Origin of the sequence: Microcoleus sp. AT8-A3, from assembly GCF_036705675.1 — a bacterium.
Lineage (GTDB): Bacteria > Cyanobacteriota > Cyanobacteriia > Cyanobacteriales > Microcoleaceae > Microcoleus.
Genome location: NZ_JAUBVD010000055.1, coordinates 22898 through 40812, shown reverse-complemented (window position 1 = coordinate 40812; position 17915 = coordinate 22898). Strand labels below are relative to the sequence as shown.

Here is a 17915-nt window from a genome sequence, read left to right as displayed (position 1 = left end):
CCGATTATAATAAAGCGATTGAACTTCAGCCTGACTTAGCTCAAGCCTACTACAACCGGGGTCTAGTCCGTAGCGAATTAGGAGATAAAAAAGGGGCAATCGCCGATTTTAATAAAGCGATTGAACTTCAGCCTGACTATCCTCAAGCCTACTCCAACCGGGGTGTAGTCCGTGATGATTTAGGAGATAAAAAAGGGGCAATCGCCGATTTTAATAAAGCGATTGAACTTCAGCCTGACTTAGCTCAAGCCCACAACAACCGGGGTAGCGTCCGTAGCGAATTAGGAGATAAACAAGGGGCGATCGCCGATTATAATAAAGGGATTGAACTTCAGCCTGACTTAGCTCAAGCCTACTACAACCGGGGTCTAGTCCGTTATGATTTAGGAGATAAAAAAGGGGCTCTTGAGGATTTACAGAAAGCCGCACAATTGTTTAAAGCACAAGGCCAAATGGCTTACTATGAAAAGGCAATGGAACTATGGTACAAGGTGATAGTCACAACAGGGTAAGGATTAAAGTTGTTGATGTTGGTCGTTCTGGTAATCCTGAGTATGATGAATATACCCAGGCACAGATTGAAGAGTTCCGCTCCACAATCGTCACAGTGCTGACAAGAAACTTGATGCCTACTGCTGATGATTTTATTGAGACAGTTTTAGGTGCTTTTCTTGCGTGTCATTACTGGCGCAAAGATTTAAGTTTTGTTGGTGCTGTTGAACAAGTTGTACAAGATATAGAAAGAACTATGGGAAGAGGATATTGACATGGGAAAGGCAAAACGCCTCAAGCAACTTGATCCTAAAAGCCAACCTTAGATGCTAGAAAGAGATTACACATGAAGAAACCTATGCAACCACCCCCAGGATTTATTATAGACTCCGATTATTTATTTGAAATTGCAAAAGATGGATACCAGAAAGCAAGTAAAGGTAATGAAAAGCATAAACAGAGGGATGCAATGGTCGCAATTGTTTTTTCTGCTCTGGCACTTGAGGCATTTATTAATGAGTTGCTAGCCATTGCAAAGATGGAAAAGCTGTCTGGATTTAGTGAGAATTGGCTTGATAAGTTAATCGATGCAATAGAGGAATCTAGCACAGACGGTATACCTGCCAAAAAGCCTAATGGTAAGTGGAAAAGTACAGGGGAAAAGTTTATGTTAGCCAGCGAGGCATTGGGAAGCAAGTTTGACAAAGGAAGTTCCCCTTACCAAGACTTTGCAGACTTATTCAAATTACGTGATTGCTTAGTCCATCTTAAGCCCGAAGATCTGATAGAGCCTGATGAAGATAAAATATATAAGTATGTAGGACGGAAACTCATAGAAAAGCTCCGAAGTAAGGGAATTTTTCAACAGCATACAAGTGTTCAGTCAATAACATTGCTAGTTAGCAATGCTAAGGCTGCTAAATGGGCTTGTGAAACTACTTCAAACATGGTTATTGCAATATTGGATAAATTGGATAAAACTGCCACATCAGATTTTACTCAAAATAATCAAGTATTGGCATTGTATAGGAAAACTTTTCAGTCTCCTACTTAGATGGCGTGGATATTCAGTTTATCGGCAGAGTGTGGCTCTGATGAAGCCAATGTTAATAAATTTGCTCAACACTTTGAGGGCATAGAATGGATGCTGTCAAATAATCGCAAATGTCTATGTCGAACAGATACTTTTCAAGATATGGATCGAAACTGGTGGTGTCGGGTTTATCCCAATAATGTTAGTGAAGCGGGAATAGATAGCCCTGAAAGTGCTTATGTGATGACTGAGTTAGGTATTTTATTTTATCTAAATCTACGGTTTGCTCCTTGCTTTCGCTATGCTTTGGTTGGGGTTGAAGTTGATGAATTCAGAACCTATAGTGAACTTATGGAGGATTTATCTAATTTATCTATTCCGGGATTAGTTTTGGCAAAGGAACTTACTCATGGGCTAGAAATATTACCAGTTTTTCGACCATTTAGTCCTAGTTATATATGGCAACCATATGAGGGGGAAGTCTATAATCCATTAATGGCATCCCCAGAGTTAAAAAATAAGCTGAATGAGCTTCTGGCTGTGAGTTGAATTTAATTCGTCTATCTAAGCCAACATAGGAGGAACTATTCGATATTTCATGTCAATTGACACATCAGGCCGATCGCCCTCTCCGCTAACCGCCACAATATGTTTTAATTTATATTTGAGCAAAATCTAAACAAAGCCAGCCATGAGTCCAAAATCCATAGCCGTAATCAACTTTAAAGGCGGTGTCGGAAAGACCACCGTCACCTGGAGCCTGGGAAATATTATATCCCAAAGCACAGACCTAGAAGTTCTAATGTTAGACTTAGACCCGCAAATGTCGCTCACAGAGGCGATCGGACTTAACGAAAATACAGGTCATTTAGATGACAAATTTGGTAAGTGGTACGAAAAATCTCTCAAGCATAGACTTACAATTTACGACGCCCTAGAAGTCTTTAAAAAAGCCGGACAGAATTTTAAATTTCCCGTTGGTTTCGACACCATTTATCAGATTGACGAACAGTTGCATTTTGTCCCTTCAGTTGAAGAATTGTATTGGTTGGATATCGATGGATTTGAGGGGAAAAGTGTTAAAGACTTCATCCGCCGATTCATCGGCAAAATCGCCAACTCTGCCAATCTCCCCAAATACGACTTGATGCTTTTTGACTGTTCGCCTTCCTTCAGTCTCCTCACCTACAGCGTACTCTCTTGCTGCGACTTAATATTAATTCCCGTCAATCCCGATTATTTTGGTTCTAGGGGATTGAGTTTAGTTTTAAACTCGCTTCAGAAACGGATTGAGCCTTATCCGTTTCCCAAGATAGCAGTCTTTATGAATAAAGCTAAAACCTATGGAGGATTGCTGACAAATGAAGTTCAGTTTTACATGAGAGAAGTAAAGAGACTTTGCGATGAGATATCCAAAGATAATAACATAGAAGTTAGATTTTTAGAATCGACGATTCGGGAAAGCGTCGGGCTAAAACGGGCGATTAATGAGGGAGAACTGCCGCGAGAATTAGTTAGAGAATTTGAAAAACTCTGGCGCGAGTGTGAGGAGTATCTGAAATGAGTAAAAAAGAAAGTTTGGCTGCTTCCGAACAAGAAAGCGGGGGGTTAGTTGAGGAAATTGGCGAACTTAAGGAAATCTTGCGGGACGTTGCTCGAAAATTAACCCGGCTTGAGACTCAAGTCAAGCGGGGAGTGATGTCTGCTGGCTCAAAAGCTTCGGATATCCCTAGGGGTGCTGATGTTAATAAACCTGCTAATTTATCGGCGGCTAATGTTCTAGAAGTTTATGAAGAACTGCGTTTACAAGCTAAGAATGGTAATGAAGAAGAGGTGAGGCAAAAGTTGTTGGCCATGAGTGCAACTGACTTGAACTTAATGTGTTGCGAGTTAGGGATGCCACCCAGCAGCAAGAATCCGTCCCGCAAAAAAATGTTTGAGCTAATTATTGGCAGAATTAAACAGAGTTTGAGGCTGTCGCGGCATATAGACCGACAAACACTTTGAAAATTAGCAGAGGAATCGATAAAATGCGTTTTAACTTGCATTTCCCTCTGCGATATGGAACAGGCAAGATGCCCGTTCCACAAAAGCTTGTTCCACAAGATTTTCAGTTGAGTGTGGGGACTAGGGGTTGGGAATCTTGGCCGCCCCTGAAAAGCTTGTGGCAAATTCTGCAACTTTTCAGCTTCCATAAATTATGGCCGATAAGTGCGATCGCCCTCATCTCCCTAACAGTCTTAATCAGCTTGTTTTTGAGCCTTCACAGCCCTCCCCCAACCGCAGCCCAAAAACCAAGGATACTAGCGTTTACCGCCCTCCAGATGCGGGGCAGCGAGCCCAGAAACAGTTTATTTGCCCTCAATGCTACCAGTTCCGGTCGCCGCGAACTTACACCTAATATAGATGTTAACAGTCCCCTCGTGTGGTCGCCCAACGGCCAGCGACTGGCTTTCGTTGGCGGATACAGCGACATCTATACAGTCAATGCTGACGGTTCTCGACTAACTAAACAGTTTGCTGAGGGTGGTTGCAAAGCACCTAATTTTGAAATAGCTTGGTTTTCCAACAGCCAGAAATTTATTTTTGCCCGTTCTTGCGACGGGTTTACCTCTGATACTCCCGGCAGTCAATCACTTTATACAAGCGACACTTCTGGCATCCAAGGAACTAAATTAGTTAGGAATTTGGAAGTAGGAGGAGAGCCGCCTAAAACAGAAATTTCATCAGAATTTTACCTTTCGCCGGACGGTCAGCAAGTAGCATTTGTCAAGGATAAAAATATCTACAAAATGAATGCCGACGGTTCGGTAATGACCAAACTAACTAAAACTCCCGGCGAATATATATCCGGCGGCAGTCAACTTGCTTGGTCGCCCGATCGCACAAAAATTGCTTTCCTGTTCGGCGCTTATCCGAAACAGCAAATTTACACAATTAATGCCGATGGAACCAACCTCAAAAATTTGACAAACAACCCGCAACATCAGGTTTACAACGTCAAATTATTTTGGTCGCCAGACAGCAGCCGAATTGCTTACTATTACAATAAACCAGGCGATTCAGCAGGCGAACAGCAAGATATTTACCTGCTCGACATTAACCGGGGGACAGCCAAGAACCTCACCCAAAAACCCAGAAACTACGACGAAATTTCGTGGTCGCCGGATGGCAAATTTATTGCTTTCGTCGCCGGAGAGTTCAACAATCAAAAACTCTACACAATCAATGCTGACGGCAACCAGCTAAATCAACTAGCTACCAGGCTAAAACCGTCACAAATTTCAGAATTAGCTTGGTATTCTGACAGCAACCAAATTGCTTTTATATATAATGAAACCGAAGGCAAAAAAAGCAAGTTGTATGTAATTAATCTGGACGGTTCAGGATTGACTAAATTGACAAACGACAAAGATTTGTATCCTGGCAATCCGGTTTGGCAACCGCAGTAAACTTAAGAGCCACAATATGCTGTAGGGGTGGGTTCGATCACAGATAAACCCAGCAGGGCGGGCTATATTGGCATTCCCCCGCAGCGAAAGCGGGTTACTTAACAAGAAAAAATCCACCAAACTCAACACTCAGAATAATTCTCAAATTGGGGAAGATGAAAGAATTTTTTTCTCCTTTAATGGCTGGTGAACTTGCAATTCATTTGACTCAACTTCCTGCTGTTTTTCATCCTGTACCTGTTTATCAATTTTGGGCAACTTTAAAATCGCTCCAGCTAAAACCCAATAATACACCGACACTGGATCTACATCCAGCGGATAGTATTGAGTATTGATCGTAATAAAGGCAACAAACACCCAAAAACTAGCTCCGTAACTCCGCAAACTTTTGTCCTTGACAGATCGGTAAGCTCTAAAAGTTAGAAAAGCTAAGTGTAAAAGCATCATCTGAAAACTAATCATTCCCGGATAACCTAGTTCGTATATCAACTTAGGTTGAAAAGTTTCAATTAGCTGCGTTGCACCAAATATTCGCGTTGAATTAGTTGCTCGTCCCACACCTCTGCCCAGAGGTCTATCAATGATAAAATTGTTGCTCTGCTCGAACTGATTAAAGAGAAACTGTTGGGGCGGTGCAGCATTCCAGCGACTAACAAAACTATCCCACCGCTGCTCGATAATTCCCGGGTTAATAGCTGCACCGACAAATAGCAGAATCGCCAGTCCTGCACCAATGGGAATAAATCGTTTTAAATTAACTAATTGACCGGTGAGAACTAGCAGGATTGCTGTAGCAACTGGAACCATAACTAAAGCAGCTCTTTGACCGGAAATAACTGCATTGGCAAATACTAATGCCATGCCAAATAAACCGATAACGCGCCACCAGAATGAAGGATCGCAAAAGGCAGAGGCAAAGGTTAAAAAAGCATTAGAAATTAAAAACCACGCCCACTGCCAAGGCGCGACAAAAGTTCCCGGCAAGCGGACAAACTTGACTTCTGGACTGAACACTAAAGAACCGCCGACAAAACATCTAGCTTCCAGCGTTGCTTTATATAATTCTGCTCCGATCATGCCTCTGGTTCCCGCACACTTTCCACTTTGCAGCAACAGGTACTGAATCAAACCGAGAAGGCAGCAAACGATCGCCAAAACGATGTGCATTCGACTAAAAAACACCAAATCCTTCTTAGTGCGGAGCAGATAATAGGTACAAGCAATCAGCGGTATGTAACCTATCAATACTTTTAAGCCGAGAATTCCTTGCAGAATTGGTTTGTCGCCGCCCCTAGGGTTGAGCTGCATCTCCCCGTTGACAAAAATTAAAGTCAGCATTGCCATCATCAACAGGATGCTGAAGGTAGAAAGCATTTGTTTGGGAATGAACAGGGGCAACTGTTTATTTTTGCAGCTTTGAATTAGGGCGATGAGAGCTGGTATGTAGAAAGCATCTTTGGCTACTTGAAATGCAGGATTGCCGCCGCCAATTGCGTAGGTAATTGTACCACTGAAAGGCAGGTAAATTAGAAAAGTCCACAAAGCTTGACGGGGGTATTTGTAGGAAAGCAGCAAGATGGCTGCGGCTGCGCCTCCTCCAATAGCAATCTTAGGGCCGGCTACGAAAAACAGGGGAATGCTGAGAGCAAAGGTGATTAAGCAGCTTATGGCGATCGCCTGCACCACTTCATTGCGCTTTTGGGAAATTTTGCGTTTTTGTGCAGTTACTTCTTTTTTGCTGAGCGCTGTGGTTTTTTCGCTGTGCTTGTGTTTGGATTTCTTGGATTTGCGCTTGGTTTTCAACATAATTTCTAAAAGGCACTTATGTAGAAGGCTGAAGGCACTCTGATGTAGAAGGCACTCTGATGTACAAGGTAGAAGGCAGAATGAAGAGAATCAAAAATAGGTCGGCAGATATGGTTAGGGATGAGAATTAAATAAAATCCACTTTTCATGACTGTTGTGGGATGGGCCTAAGAGCCCGTCCTTTCTGGGCGGGCTCTTAGGCCCATCCCACAAGAAAAAAGGGAAATTATTTAATTGACTATCCTTACTTATTCTTAAAGTCAAGATAAGAAAAAGTCTCGGTCGAGATTGTCGGTGTGACGCGGGCACAAATTAGACTGGCGACCTTGTAGAATATAACTGCTGCATCTATACTGTACAATGTACAAAAATGTACAAATCTCGAAAAAATAATTTTAATGTTGCGGTGAATATGAAATTAACAAAATTTGTATCGATCGGCATTGCCCTAGTTTTAGGAGCAAGCGGGAGCATATTATCTAGCAGCAGTAGAGCATTAGGGGCCGAAAAAGTAGTCCTCACATTTGGCCCGATCAGACAAGCCATCAATGTCAGCGACTTAGAAGAATTTGCTAAAAACGGCACGACGACGCCAACCCTCCAACAAATTATCCGGTTCTCCAAAATGGACGCGCAATTACTGCGGGGGTTCATGGGTTTAGAAATTGGTTTAAAGCCTGCTAATCTGGCGAGGGTAGTTTACAGCACCCCAGGAGAAAAGATCACTGACGACATCGGTCAAGCAATTCGGACTCAGCGCCGCACAGAAAGCGGGAAAGCTTTGCGGGCAGCGGTGATCCTGGCATCCGGGGATGACGGTAAGGTATCGCTGCTAGAAATCCTGAAAAAGTATCCTCTCAAGGAGGTTTACGTAGATGTTGCCAGCCTTCGCACCGCTGTTGGGAAAGTTCAGAGTATAGCTGGAACTCTGCGAAGCCTGCTTGAAGATGTGACGCGATCGACAACTCGCACAACTGAAACAAATCCCACCGAAAGGCCGATCGAACCTCGCCCCAGCGTGCAGCCAACAACTCCGCCTCCAGCGCCGCGCCGCGCCGCGCCATTGCCAGCACCCCAACCGCAGCCTGTGATGCCGGTCAGAGGGCTTTGGTAAAAAAATCATAAATGTGTCCTAAAGGCGGGTTGAAGCGGCTGTTGTGGCATTCTGCAGACACTTTTGATATCGTTTCCGGTTGCATCAGAATCATAAAATCGAGTCAACAGTCAACAGTCAACAGTCAACCATCATTCCGGTTTAACCGGAAATGATATGAGACCAAACCCGCCCCCGCCCTACCCTGATCCCAACCCCCAAGAGGGTTAGGACTTGTGTGAAAACTCCCAAAGCAATCAATTTTTCTTGAGCAATTTTTTGAGCAACTTAGGAATCTCGGAAGGTCGAGCCGCCACAGGTATGTCCGCCTCTTCAAAGGCAGCCATTTTGTTTGGGGCCGAAACTCCAAAGGCTTTCTGGGCAGCAGCGCGAGAACTGATCAGGATGCCGGCGTGGCCCAAAGACGGCCCCTTGGGAGCGTAGCGGCCGGCTAGATAAGCAACCACGGGTTTGTCGATCGCCGAGGCGATGTAAGAAGCTGCAGCTTGTTCACTCCACCCGCCAACTTCCCCCACCAAAACTATCGCTTCCGTACTGTCGTCTTCGTCCAAAATTTGCAGCCACTGCATAAAAGAAGAACCGACAATCGCGTCGCAACCAATACAAACCGCCATCGACTGTCCCAACCGGGCCTCCGTCAGTTCTAGGGCAACTTCGTAAGTCAAAGTGCTGCTGCGACTGATCACTCCCACCGGGCCGGGAGTGTAAAATTCCTTGGGGTGAGTTCCCAGCAGCAGTTTGTCGGGCACAATAATCCCCGGACTGTTGGGCCCGATTACCAAAGTTTCGGTGGCTTCTGCTTTTCTGACTAAGTGCACCATATCCAGAGGAGGCACTCCCCCTGTGACGATCGCGATTTGCCGAATTCCTCCGGCGATCGCTTCTAGAGCAGCATCCAGCACGGAGTAAGCGTCTACCAAAATTACCGCAGTGTCAACCTGACCCACTGCCGCCACTGCTTGTTCTACCAAATCAAAAATCGGAATTCCCTCCACTTCCTGCCCCCCCCGACCGGGACTAACACCGGCGACTACATTCGTGCCGTATGCTTTCATCATCAGGGCGGCGCGGGTGGACGCGGGAGATTCTGTAATGCCCTGTACTAGGACTTTGCTTTCAGGAGTTAAATTCATCTTTCTTCCCCCTTGGAGACTCCCGCTGTACCTGTACCCAGGTCAGCGGCGAGAGGAAAAGGGGGGCAAGGTTTATGCTGCATACGAATAACCATCTTTTCTGTGAATAACTGAACAATACTTGTGGCTAATCCCTGACACTAATTCGCTCGGCGGAAATATTGAATGAGCCACTGGTTCTTACGGCAACACGTCCAACGTATGTACCAATTTTCTTGCCAGAGGTTACAATCGCTTTGACAATATCTCCCGTTTGAAAACCTTTAACAAACTTAAACCGGGGAACATAGCGAGATGGAAAGCCGAATTTGCCAGTGCGGCACATTTGACGTGTCCCGTGACCAGTTGCTTTGATCGATAGTGGCTTGCTTGTTAAAATCTTCAATGACTCAACCTTTCCGACACAAGCTGCATCTAGCCAATGAGTTTTAGGTAAATTTAATTGAATGCGGTTGAACTTCGTTAAGCCACCACTACCTGTAGAAACAGGCAAGCCAGTTGTACGGAGTCGATTAAATAATGTCCAACGAGTCGAATTGACGGCTGCTGCGTCTTTTAACGGACGTTTTGCTTGAGATAGAATCCGCTTCAAAATCTCTGGCTTTTTAGACAAGAATTGCTCAACATCTTGAGTACCTTTCTTTTTGTTGCAAGCATCGCAAGCAAGGCAAAGATTAGAAATGCGATTAGCTCCGCCTTTGGCTTTGGGATGAATGTGCTCGACTTGTAATGGTGTATTTATTTCACCACAGTAAGCGCATTTTCTCTCCCATTTGTTCAACAAATACTCGCGGATATCATAGCCATGCAAAACGCCTTGTTGGTACTCGATTCCAGAAATTTCTGGGTTTTCTAATTGCTGTAAGTCAAATCGGACAAGCTCTTGAGCAATAGAAGCAATGGGGGCGAGTTTCATCAATCTAGTCACCCATGTCAGTGTTGTTTCGACGCGGTGCTGCAAACTTGGGGCTAGCCAACCTTTAGGGCGAGTCCTGTTTGAGAATCTAGCCCGACGATAGCGGGTATGGCGATTTCTCCTGACTCTACGCAATGAAAGGCGAGATTCAAGGCTGGCTTTAATAGCTTGTCCTCGGTGTGTTAGCTCTGCACCAAAGATTACGTTTTCTCCTTGTATTAACGCAATTCCAGTAGTTCGAGAGCCAGGATCTATTTTGAGAGTGATTGGTTTTTGCGGTACTGTTACCTCTACTTTCAAAATTAGCGTAAATGGATACCTTTTGAAGACAGCAGCTTTGCCAATAGTTAGCAATTTACGTGCCAATCCTGGGCGGATTGGATTGAGCGGTCGTTTTTTGGTATCAAGTACAAAAACCAAATTAGACATTTAAGTCCTCCCTTACGGGGTAATGTTTGCTTCGTCAATGTTTAAGGTCGGTAACTATCTTAAAAGCACTGGCTTAACCCTTACACCTGTTTAACTTTTAAGTTCTAGAGCGGAAGACTAGCACGCATCCTCCGGTAGGTACTTCAACACTTACCTTAAACGTAGTGGGCGAACCACTTAGACTGGTCAACTAGGCAATTTCTGTGCCCGCGCTGTCTCGGTACTCCGAGCAGCGCCGGGTGATTGACTTTTTCCCACTTGACACTCGATCTGTAAAAAGCAGAAGGCCTTCATCTGTAAAGAAATCTCATTTTTTGCCGATCGACTGCCCCTACTTGGCGGAGGATACAGAAGCGGCCGCAGCCTCATCCAAAGTGCTAGCTAGCTGCACCGGCAACTGTCCCAAACGCTTTTTAACAGCATCAGCATCGATCTCTACCAGTCGCAGCACAACTTGGATGTGGCGGTTAGCGCGAGCTTTCCGTTCCAAATAGCCGGCTACTGCAGCGATTATTTCCTCAGTCTTGGAGGCGCTGCCCAAAATATTTACAAGTATCACCTTAACGCTTTTATCCTGAGCGACTAACTCCAGACCCAACTCCACGCGATCGCGCAGGGCATTTGCTGCATAGTAGCGGTCTAGGGAACCAATATTCACAAAATTAGCTGGTTTTCCTCCTTGGTGGGTTACAGCATCTAGAGTTGCCATTGTCAGGCCCACTCCGTTGCACAAAATCGCAATATTCCCGTCTAGTTCGATTAATTGCAGGGATTCGGAATTCGAGATTGGGGATTTAGATTTGGGGTCAAACTCCGGCGACTGCTGAACCTTGGACTGGGAATGGGAGCGATCGCCCCCAGCATGGGGACTTCTTCTTTCCCGTGCCAACCCGCCCAAGAGCTTCTTCTCCGAGAGTGCTGCCAAATCTGGATGTCGTCCCAAGGCATCGTCGTTGGCGGTGACTTTACCGTCTAAAGCCATTACCTCTCCCCTTGGACTGATGCCGAGAGGATTGATTTCTACTAAATCTAAATCTTTTTCGACAAACAGTCGGTACATTTTTTCGACAATAGTGCTCACCGATTGAATCAAGTCTCCCTGCAATCCCATTTTCAGCGTGAGACGCCTCGCGTAGAATGGGGAAAATTCTTGATCTACGGCAACTTGCTGCATTTGGTCGATCGACCCTTCGACATCCATACCTCCTTGGCTCGACCCCAGAAGCACCGGGCGTCGCGCTACGGGGTCTAGGAGTACCGCTAAGTACAATTCTTGGTCGGCGTTGTACTTTGCTTCTGCCAGCAGGACTTGGGGATATTCATCCTCGATCGGCAAATTAAAAATTGTTTGGGCTGCTGCTACTGCATCGATCGTATTTTCTACAAACTTGATACCGCCGGCCCTGCCCCGTCCCCCAGCCCGCACTTGCGATTTGAGTACAACGGGGTAAGGAATTTTCAGTCCTTTGAGGTCAGCGGGATTGTCAATCCGCTGCGACGGCAAAATCGGAATTGCCATCTGGCGAAATAATGATTTAGCTTGGTACTCTAACAAATCCATTTATCAATTACGGGTGACGGGTAGTTGGCAACAAGCAATTCGTCCTAATTGGCAATTCATAATTAATAGATAGTAATTGGTTTTTTGTCAAGTTAAAAGTTAAAAATTCTCGCTTTTATCTTTTAATTTTAGACTTTTGTATGGCCGATTACTTATTCGCTATTACCGCTCGCCGATTACCTATTACCTAAGCTGTTTCAAAGTGTTTTTTTCTCGAAATTGCCAAATTTTACTCTTAGGATCTGGCAGGGAGATATTTGGCGAGCGTTGGTGTTTTTTTGTCTCGCAAAATCTTCGGACTTTCGGCCATACTGTGCCGAGATATTTCTGCGAATTGTTTACTTGAGGCTATTAACAGCGCCTTGATGGACGGTTTTGACCCATTTGAGCCGCTTGGGCCGTACCGCAATCCGAGCCGTTACAGTCCCTACCAGCAGCCAGTGGAACATATACACAGTACCCCGCAGCGTTTGCAGCCCGGTGAGAAAAACTCGCCTTACGTCAAATTTGGTTTCTTTGCGAGTGCGGCGCAAACCGACAAACATTCCCACCACCGACAATGTAAGGGTCATAAAAGTTATGGGACTGGCGATCGGCATCCGGCGCAGCGCAATTGACATCACAAAGTCGGGTAGGGCTACTGTGGGTAAGAAATATTGAGATACCCAAAATCCAAATAAATCCCAAGTTTTCCCAGTTCCCATGCGGTTCCGCAAAATTAGCCGCCAGTAGTCAAGATAACGCTGATAGCCACCTTCTGCCCAGCGATTGCGCTGATGCCACAGAGCGCGAGCGTTAGTGACTCCTTCTTCTGACACGGCTGGGAAAGAGAGAAATTCAATGTCCCAGCGGTCTAGGTGCAGCCTCACCGTCAAATCCAGGTCGTCGGTAATCGTCTCCTCGTTCCAGCCTCCGCAGCCTTCCAAGGCGGTGCGGCGCATGAATTGGCCGTTACCGCGCAATTCTCCAATGCCGCCGATCGCAATCCGCTGCTGCTGGAAAAAACTGTCGAGAGCCATTTCTGCTTCTTGGCCGCGAGTCCAAAAATTTACCGAAGCATTGGCGATGGCTTTTCTGACTTGCACAGCCCCTACCTTTTCTGCATCGAACACCGGCAGTACCAGGCGCAGCAAGTCTGGCGTTACCGTCGCGTCGGCGTCAAATATTCCCACAAATTCCCCGCGAGTCAGCGGTAACACTTGATTCAGTGCTCCCGACTTGCCGCCGCTGGCATTTGCTCCTCTGCGAAATACTTTGAGCTGGGGGTACTTTTTGGTTAGCTGTTCCAATACTAGCGGCGTGGCGTCGCTGCTGTGATCGTCGATCGCCCAAACTTCGTAGCGGTCGATCGGATAATCTACATTGCAGATGGATTCTACGAATCGGGCAATCACCGCTTCCTCATTTTTCGCCGCTACCAGCAGCGACACATAGGGCCAATCCTCTCGACTTTCATCCGCAAGAGGCGGCAGTGCGGGCTTGGGCTGGGCAAACAAAACTCGAAATGCTTGCATCCACAGCAGTCCCGTCAACCCCCACACTACCCACGCACCCCAAGAAATCAAGTGCAGGGCGATCGTGCCGGCCCAAATCGCAGCCAGCACTGCGGCAGCTTTTCCGCGCCTTCCCCGGTACAGATTTTGAGGAAAGGAGGGAGTTCCCGGCACAGACACCGCCACCGGGAGCTCTGCTTTTGTTTCCGCGTCAAACACCCTGTCGCCAATGTCTGATATAGCAAATACTTTGCTCAGCTTCGAGTTCGAGGTCAAACTCTTGAGCTCTTCTTGAGCTAAATCAGAGATGTCCAAGTTAAGCTCGCTGCGAGCGTCGTTTTCTGGCCAAGAACTCTCCTGCATAGGTTACTTGATTCAACCACCAATAGTTTTTGATTTTAGATATAAGCATCTACTGTATCAGTTTCTGGGCTTTTGTCGAAAGCGGACGGGAGGACAACCAGCGGGTTCGGTGATTGTACGGCCCTGGTAAACAGGTACTGCATAGAGTATTTAGCTTGACTTTTGCTTGCGATCGACCTGGAATATCTGCTAGTTTTTTCAGGGGATCTAAACTATCTGTTAGTAATAATTGTCTGAGGTGGAAATATGTCTATTCCTCAACTCAAGCCAGCCGATGACAAAGAAGTGAAAGTCTACGCGCCTTTCTGTCAAGAGCCCAGGCGTAAGTTTTTACCGCACGCTATTGGCCTCTACAAGCTCAAAACCTTGGAGGGAGCAAGAAAAATTGACGGCGGGGAGAGCGTGCCGTTTGTCGCTAGTTGGAATATCTCGTCGCTGCCGATCGACTTAACCCGCTGTCGGGTGTTGTTTGACGGCAATGCTGATCTCAGCTACGAAGTGACTATGCAAAGCTCTGAGTTTGTTAGTTGCTTAATTGAGGTTCTCCTGACTTTTCAGCGAACTCGTACTGTCGATTTTTCTAAAACGTTTTACCGCAAGCTGATGCGAATGGATGAATAACTTTCACCGCAGTCGCACTCCCGAAAGTCCGCAATTGACAATCAAGCAATTTAATCCGGGGCCCCCGGATTGATTCGTGGATCGAGAAAAAAGCTCCTCGCTCCCGATCGCCAGCCCCCGGATTTATCAGTGGGCTTGCTTTCTTCAATCTAAAATCTCAAATCTAAAATCTAAAATCGATAGTCGCACTCCCGAAAGTCCGCAATTGACAATCAAGCAATTTAATCCGGGGCCCCCGGATTGATTCGGGGATCGAGAAAAAAGCTCAGAATCCCGATCGCCAGCCCCCGGATTTATCAGTGGGCTTGCTTTCTTCAATCTAAAATCTCAAATCTCAAATCTCAAATCGATTGACGGGCGCTATAACTGACCCACCAATAGTGTAAAGCCACGACGGCAACATTACATGATTGGGGAGCCAATTTTATTTGAGAAGCGGAAATAGTAAGTGAGTTGTTGGATCGTTCTCAATAATCCCTTTGGGGGTCAGCACTTATCCCCATTGCTAAAGTAAATCTACCGCAGTTTTCAGTTGAGCGTGATACAGAGTTCGCTACCTGTATTTCATCCAATTGAAAACTACTGTACTTTGTTCTGGTAAAAGTCCAAAAGTCTATTTCGGACATGGGTGCTGTGCGAGTAAGCGCGAGCGAAGCTATCGCCGTTAGGCGAATCGCGCCGTCCGATTTCGTTCAAATTTTGCGACTCGGTAGCTGAGAGGAAAGCGCTGTAGATCCGCCCAAGGAAAATTAATCTACAGCCCTTGACGGCGATCTGCCTAGCATCGCAATCAGCCCAAAGGCTGCCGAAATTCCAGCCCGCGCCGCCCGACAATTTATGTGTTTAGAAGCTAGAATCCCGATTATAAGGAGCTTATTGCTCGCATTGCCAGTGTTCAGCTTTAACGCGGGCGATCGCACTAATAATGAATAACTAATAATACATATAGCAACCCTAAATCATTCGCGTAATTATTGTAGGGGCAATCCCACGCCCAGTTGCCCCGATAGATAGGGGGTAGGCACTCTTAGCACTACCCCTACAAATTTACATGAATTATTTATGATTGCTATATCGATTGTCGATTATATGCAAGAATGATCGGGCAAGCACCGGGCTTGATTCCTACAAAATACCTGTATTATAACAATCCTTGCAGGAGTCGTATTTTTTTTACCCCACCCCAACCCTCCCTTACGAAGCGGAGGGGGTAAGAAATTCACAAATGATGCGAGGATTGGTATATACCCAACAAAAACTGCACCAAGCCCTATTAATAGGTTATTCCTAGTCAAATTCCCACTTATACCCTGTTATATTTATTTGATAAAAGTCGGTATTAATATCTAATTATAGCAAGAAACATGACTAAAAATTTATAATTTAAAATTTTTGATTAAAAAAATATCAGCGATAAATAATTATCAAAAACTGCTGGCAAAACAAACAATTTAAAAACTGGTTTTCCAAAATCAAGTAAAAAGAATGGGAAGAAAATGGTTGCGAACAGGTAAATAAAAAATTTTCGCCAAAAAACAATCTGCCCAAAAGCGACAAAATCGAGTATAATCGAGTATAATATATTATTTCTAAATTGAGGCTCAGTTCAGAAATACTGTTGAAAAACTAAATTTATTGAAATAGACAGGTGCACATTGAGGATTGAAGGCGTACCCAAATTGACTAAATATTTGCTGATCGGTTCCACAAAAGCTTACAGTGGCAAGTCTGCCATCGCCCTAGGGATGGCACTCGGACTCCGGGGAAAAGGACTGGCAGTCGCCTACGGCAAACCTCTGGGAACCTGTTTGAGCTCGCCCGGAGCTGGGATAGAGGACGAAGACGTGCGGTTCGCCGTAGAGACGCTGAATCTCTCAGAAAGTCAGATGCCGTCAACACTGCTGTATTTGGATGAAGAGACGGTTCACAAGCGTTTGCGGGGAGAAGACAAGACAGATTACCGCCAGTCTTTAGCGCAATATTTGCAAGCTCCCAGCGGAGACTTGGCGCTGTTAGAAGGCCCAGCTAATTTGGAGGAAGGCAGTCTGTTTGACTTGTCTTTGGCTCAAATCGCTGAGACAGTTGATGCCTCTGTGCTGTTGGTAGCTCGCCCGATCGATCTGTATATAGACGATTTGCTGTCGGCTAAACAGCGTTTGGGTTCGCGGTTGCTGGGCGTGGTACTCAATGACGTTCCCTCGGACAAACTCGAATCGGTAACGGCGACTGTGCGGCCTTTTCTGGAGGCTGCGGGTATTCCAGTTTTGGGAATGCTGCCGAGAAGTGCTTTGCTGCGAAGTGTCAGCGTCAAAGAATTGGTGCACCAATTAAAAGCTGATGTGCTGTGCCGTCGAGACCGTTTGGACTTGATGGTGGAAACCTTGACAATTGGCGCGATGAATGTTAGTTCGGCTATGAAGTATTTCCGCAAAGCGAGAAATATGGCGGTGGTGACGGGGGGCGATCGCACGGACATTCAGCTAGCTGCTCTGGAGAGCTCGACTCAGTGCTTAATTTTGACAGGCCACTTGCCTCCTTCTCCCCTAGTGATTGGCAGGGCAGAAGAAATGGAAATTCCGGTTTTGTCTGTTGATTTGGATACCTTAACCACGGTAGAAATTATCGACAGCACCTTTGGCAGCGTGCGCCTGCACGAACCGATCAAGGTGGAATGCGTTACTCAGCTAATGGCAGAACATTTTGACCTTGATGGCATGATGGCATCCTTGGGCCTGGGCGATCGAGTCCATTAAGAAGAGAGCCGGAGCTGAGAGAAGAAGGTATTCGGCAGAGAGAACTTTTTGTTTAAATAAATAAAAAGGTAAAATTCTTAAATTCTCAATTTTTCTTGAATTCTACCTTGATCTCTGGCTTCCTCAACTCTCCCGCTCCTCTAGTCTGATCCCGTAAATCAGCAATTCTTAACTTCTTTTTGGCGGCAATGGCTAGTGAGTCTGCTAAAATCCACAACGTAGTTTTATTTAATTTAATAAATTCTTTGAGTCAATCAATTGAGCTACCCAGAGTAGATGATTTTTTACAAGAACTTGCGGCGATCCAGCAAACCGGCTCCAAGCGGATTGCTCTTTTGGGTTCTCGCCACGTTCCTATTACCCACCAGCAGCTAATTGAGATGCTGAGCTACGCCATAGTTCTGGGAGGCAATCAGCTCATCACTTCTGGCGCTACAGGCACCAATTCAGCCGCAATTCGGGGGGCAATGCGAGCAGATCCTAATCTGCTGACGGTGATTTTGCCACAAAGCATGAGTCGCCAGCCTCGGGAGTCTCGCGACCAACTCGAACAAGTGATACATTTGGTAGAAAATCCCAAAAATGATAGCTTGTCTCTCCCGGAAGCAAGCGCCATGTGCAATCAGGAGATTATTTCTCGCTGCCAGCAACTGATATGTTTTGCTTTTCACGAAAGCCACACTTTGCTGAAAACTTGCCAGGATGCGGAGGAACAGCGCAAGGTGGTTACTCTGTTCTATTTTGATTGA

The 17915-nt window shown here is 45.7% G+C and carries 15 protein-coding genes and 1 pseudogene; 11 read left to right on the top strand and 5 right to left on the bottom strand.

From position 1 onward, the window contains the following. The 7 genes from QUB51_RS24405 to QUB51_RS24375 all read left to right on the top strand — a co-directional run. Positions 1–512: tetratricopeptide repeat protein (locus tag QUB51_RS24405; protein ID WP_333263625.1), on the top strand; the 512-nt coding region annotated here is incomplete at its 5' end. Then, positions 482–766, top strand: coding sequence for a hypothetical protein (locus tag QUB51_RS24400; RefSeq protein ID WP_333263622.1), 285 nt, complete (start codon positions 482–484; stop codon positions 764–766). The genes QUB51_RS24405 and QUB51_RS24400, both read left to right, overlap by 31 nt. Before the next feature lie 72 nt (positions 767–838). After that, positions 839–1546: a hypothetical protein gene (locus QUB51_RS24395; protein WP_333274265.1), complete on the top strand. Its 708-nt coding sequence runs from the start codon at positions 839–841 to the stop codon at positions 1544–1546. Further along, positions 1547–2074, top strand: coding sequence for a hypothetical protein (locus tag QUB51_RS24390; protein WP_333263617.1), 528 nt, complete (start codon positions 1547–1549; stop codon positions 2072–2074). It begins immediately after the preceding gene. A 142-nt stretch (positions 2075–2216) separates the two neighbouring features. Further along, a complete protein-coding gene (locus tag QUB51_RS24385; protein ID WP_333263615.1) occupies positions 2217–3089 on the top strand; it encodes a ParA family protein in 873 nt (290 codons plus the stop codon). Beyond that, positions 3086–3532, top strand: coding sequence for a hypothetical protein (locus QUB51_RS24380; protein ID WP_333209002.1), 447 nt, complete (start codon positions 3086–3088; stop codon positions 3530–3532). Before QUB51_RS24385 ends, QUB51_RS24380 begins: the two co-directional genes overlap by 4 nt. A gap of 68 nt (positions 3533–3600) precedes the next feature. Beyond that, complete coding sequence (locus tag QUB51_RS24375; protein ID WP_333263612.1) at positions 3601–4977, top strand: DPP IV N-terminal domain-containing protein; 1377 nt, start codon at positions 3601–3603, stop codon at positions 4975–4977. Between the two features lie 141 nt (positions 4978–5118). Here QUB51_RS24375 and hpsL read toward each other — a convergent pair whose 3' ends face one another. After that, positions 5119–6783 carry a hormogonium polysaccharide biosynthesis protein HpsL gene (hpsL, locus tag QUB51_RS24370; RefSeq protein WP_333055460.1) on the bottom strand — a complete coding sequence of 555 codons (1665 nt, stop codon included), beginning with the start codon at positions 6781–6783 and terminating at the stop codon, positions 5119–5121. A gap of 412 nt (positions 6784–7195) precedes the next feature. Between hpsL and QUB51_RS24365 the strand changes: the two genes are divergently transcribed. Beyond that, positions 7196–7897, top strand: a complete 702-nt coding sequence (locus QUB51_RS24365; protein WP_333055461.1) for an alpha/beta hydrolase — start codon at positions 7196–7198, stop codon at positions 7895–7897. 236 nt (positions 7898–8133) lie between these two features. Here QUB51_RS24365 and QUB51_RS24360 read toward each other — a convergent pair whose 3' ends face one another. The 4 genes and pseudogenes from QUB51_RS24360 to QUB51_RS24345 all read right to left on the bottom strand — a co-directional run bounded on the left by QUB51_RS24360 (position 8134) and on the right by QUB51_RS24345 (position 13792). Further along, positions 8134–9030, bottom strand: a complete 897-nt coding sequence (locus QUB51_RS24360; RefSeq protein ID WP_333055462.1) for a CoA-binding protein — start codon at positions 9028–9030, stop codon at positions 8134–8136. 72 nt (positions 9031–9102) lie between these two features. Further along, positions 9103–10375 (bottom strand): annotated as a pseudogene (iscB, locus tag QUB51_RS24355) (RNA-guided endonuclease IscB). 331 nt (positions 10376–10706) lie between these two features. Further along, positions 10707–11936, bottom strand: coding sequence for a succinate--CoA ligase subunit beta (locus QUB51_RS24350; protein ID WP_333055463.1), 1230 nt, complete (start codon positions 11934–11936; stop codon positions 10707–10709). 338 nt (positions 11937–12274) lie between these two features. Continuing rightward, positions 12275–13792 (bottom strand): glycosyltransferase family 2 protein, encoded by a 1518-nt coding sequence (locus QUB51_RS24345; protein ID WP_333055464.1) that lies wholly within the window; start codon positions 13790–13792, stop codon positions 12275–12277. 246 nt (positions 13793–14038) lie between these two features. Here QUB51_RS24345 and ebsA point away from each other — a divergent pair, with 246 nt between their 5' ends. The 3 genes from ebsA (at position 14039) to QUB51_RS24330 (ending at position 17915) form a co-directional block, all read left to right on the top strand. Next, on the top strand, positions 14039–14413 hold the full coding sequence (gene ebsA, locus QUB51_RS24340; protein WP_333208996.1) for a type IV pilus biogenesis protein EbsA: 375 nt from the start codon (positions 14039–14041) through the stop codon (positions 14411–14413). A 1655-nt stretch (positions 14414–16068) separates the two neighbouring features. After that, positions 16069–17166 carry a phosphotransacetylase family protein gene (locus QUB51_RS24335; protein ID WP_333055465.1) on the top strand — a complete coding sequence of 366 codons (1098 nt, stop codon included), beginning with the start codon at positions 16069–16071 and terminating at the stop codon, positions 17164–17166. Positions 17167–17411: 245 nt separating this feature from the next. Beyond that, on the top strand, positions 17412–17915 hold the full coding sequence (locus QUB51_RS24330) for a DNA recombination-mediator protein A (RefSeq protein ID WP_190744281.1): 504 nt from the start codon (positions 17412–17414) through the stop codon (positions 17913–17915).

Excerpts from the sequence above, each read along its gene's own strand:
- QUB51_RS24400 (WP_333263622.1), top strand. The coding sequence starts at position 482 with ATGGTACAAGGTGATAGTCACAACAGGGTAAGGATTAAAGTTGTTGAT.
- QUB51_RS24395 (WP_333274265.1), top strand. The coding sequence starts at position 839 with ATGAAGAAACCTATGCAACCACCCCCAGGATTTATTATAGACTCCGAT.
- QUB51_RS24390 (WP_333263617.1), top strand. The coding sequence starts at position 1,547 with ATGGCGTGGATATTCAGTTTATCGGCAGAGTGTGGCTCTGATGAAGCC.
- QUB51_RS24385 (WP_333263615.1), top strand. The coding sequence starts at position 2,217 with ATGAGTCCAAAATCCATAGCCGTAATCAACTTTAAAGGCGGTGTCGGA.
- QUB51_RS24380 (WP_333209002.1), top strand. The coding sequence starts at position 3,086 with ATGAGTAAAAAAGAAAGTTTGGCTGCTTCCGAACAAGAAAGCGGGGGG.
- QUB51_RS24375 (WP_333263612.1), top strand. The coding sequence starts at position 3,601 with ATGCCCGTTCCACAAAAGCTTGTTCCACAAGATTTTCAGTTGAGTGTG.
- hpsL (WP_333055460.1), bottom strand. The coding sequence starts at position 6,783 with ATGTTGAAAACCAAGCGCAAATCCAAGAAATCCAAACACAAGCACAGC.
- QUB51_RS24365 (WP_333055461.1), top strand. The coding sequence starts at position 7,196 with ATGAAATTAACAAAATTTGTATCGATCGGCATTGCCCTAGTTTTAGGA.
- QUB51_RS24360 (WP_333055462.1), bottom strand. The coding sequence starts at position 9,030 with ATGAATTTAACTCCTGAAAGCAAAGTCCTAGTACAGGGCATTACAGAA.
- QUB51_RS24350 (WP_333055463.1), bottom strand. The coding sequence starts at position 11,936 with ATGGATTTGTTAGAGTACCAAGCTAAATCATTATTTCGCCAGATGGCA.
- QUB51_RS24345 (WP_333055464.1), bottom strand. The coding sequence starts at position 13,792 with ATGCAGGAGAGTTCTTGGCCAGAAAACGACGCTCGCAGCGAGCTTAAC.
- ebsA (WP_333208996.1), top strand. The coding sequence starts at position 14,039 with ATGTCTATTCCTCAACTCAAGCCAGCCGATGACAAAGAAGTGAAAGTC.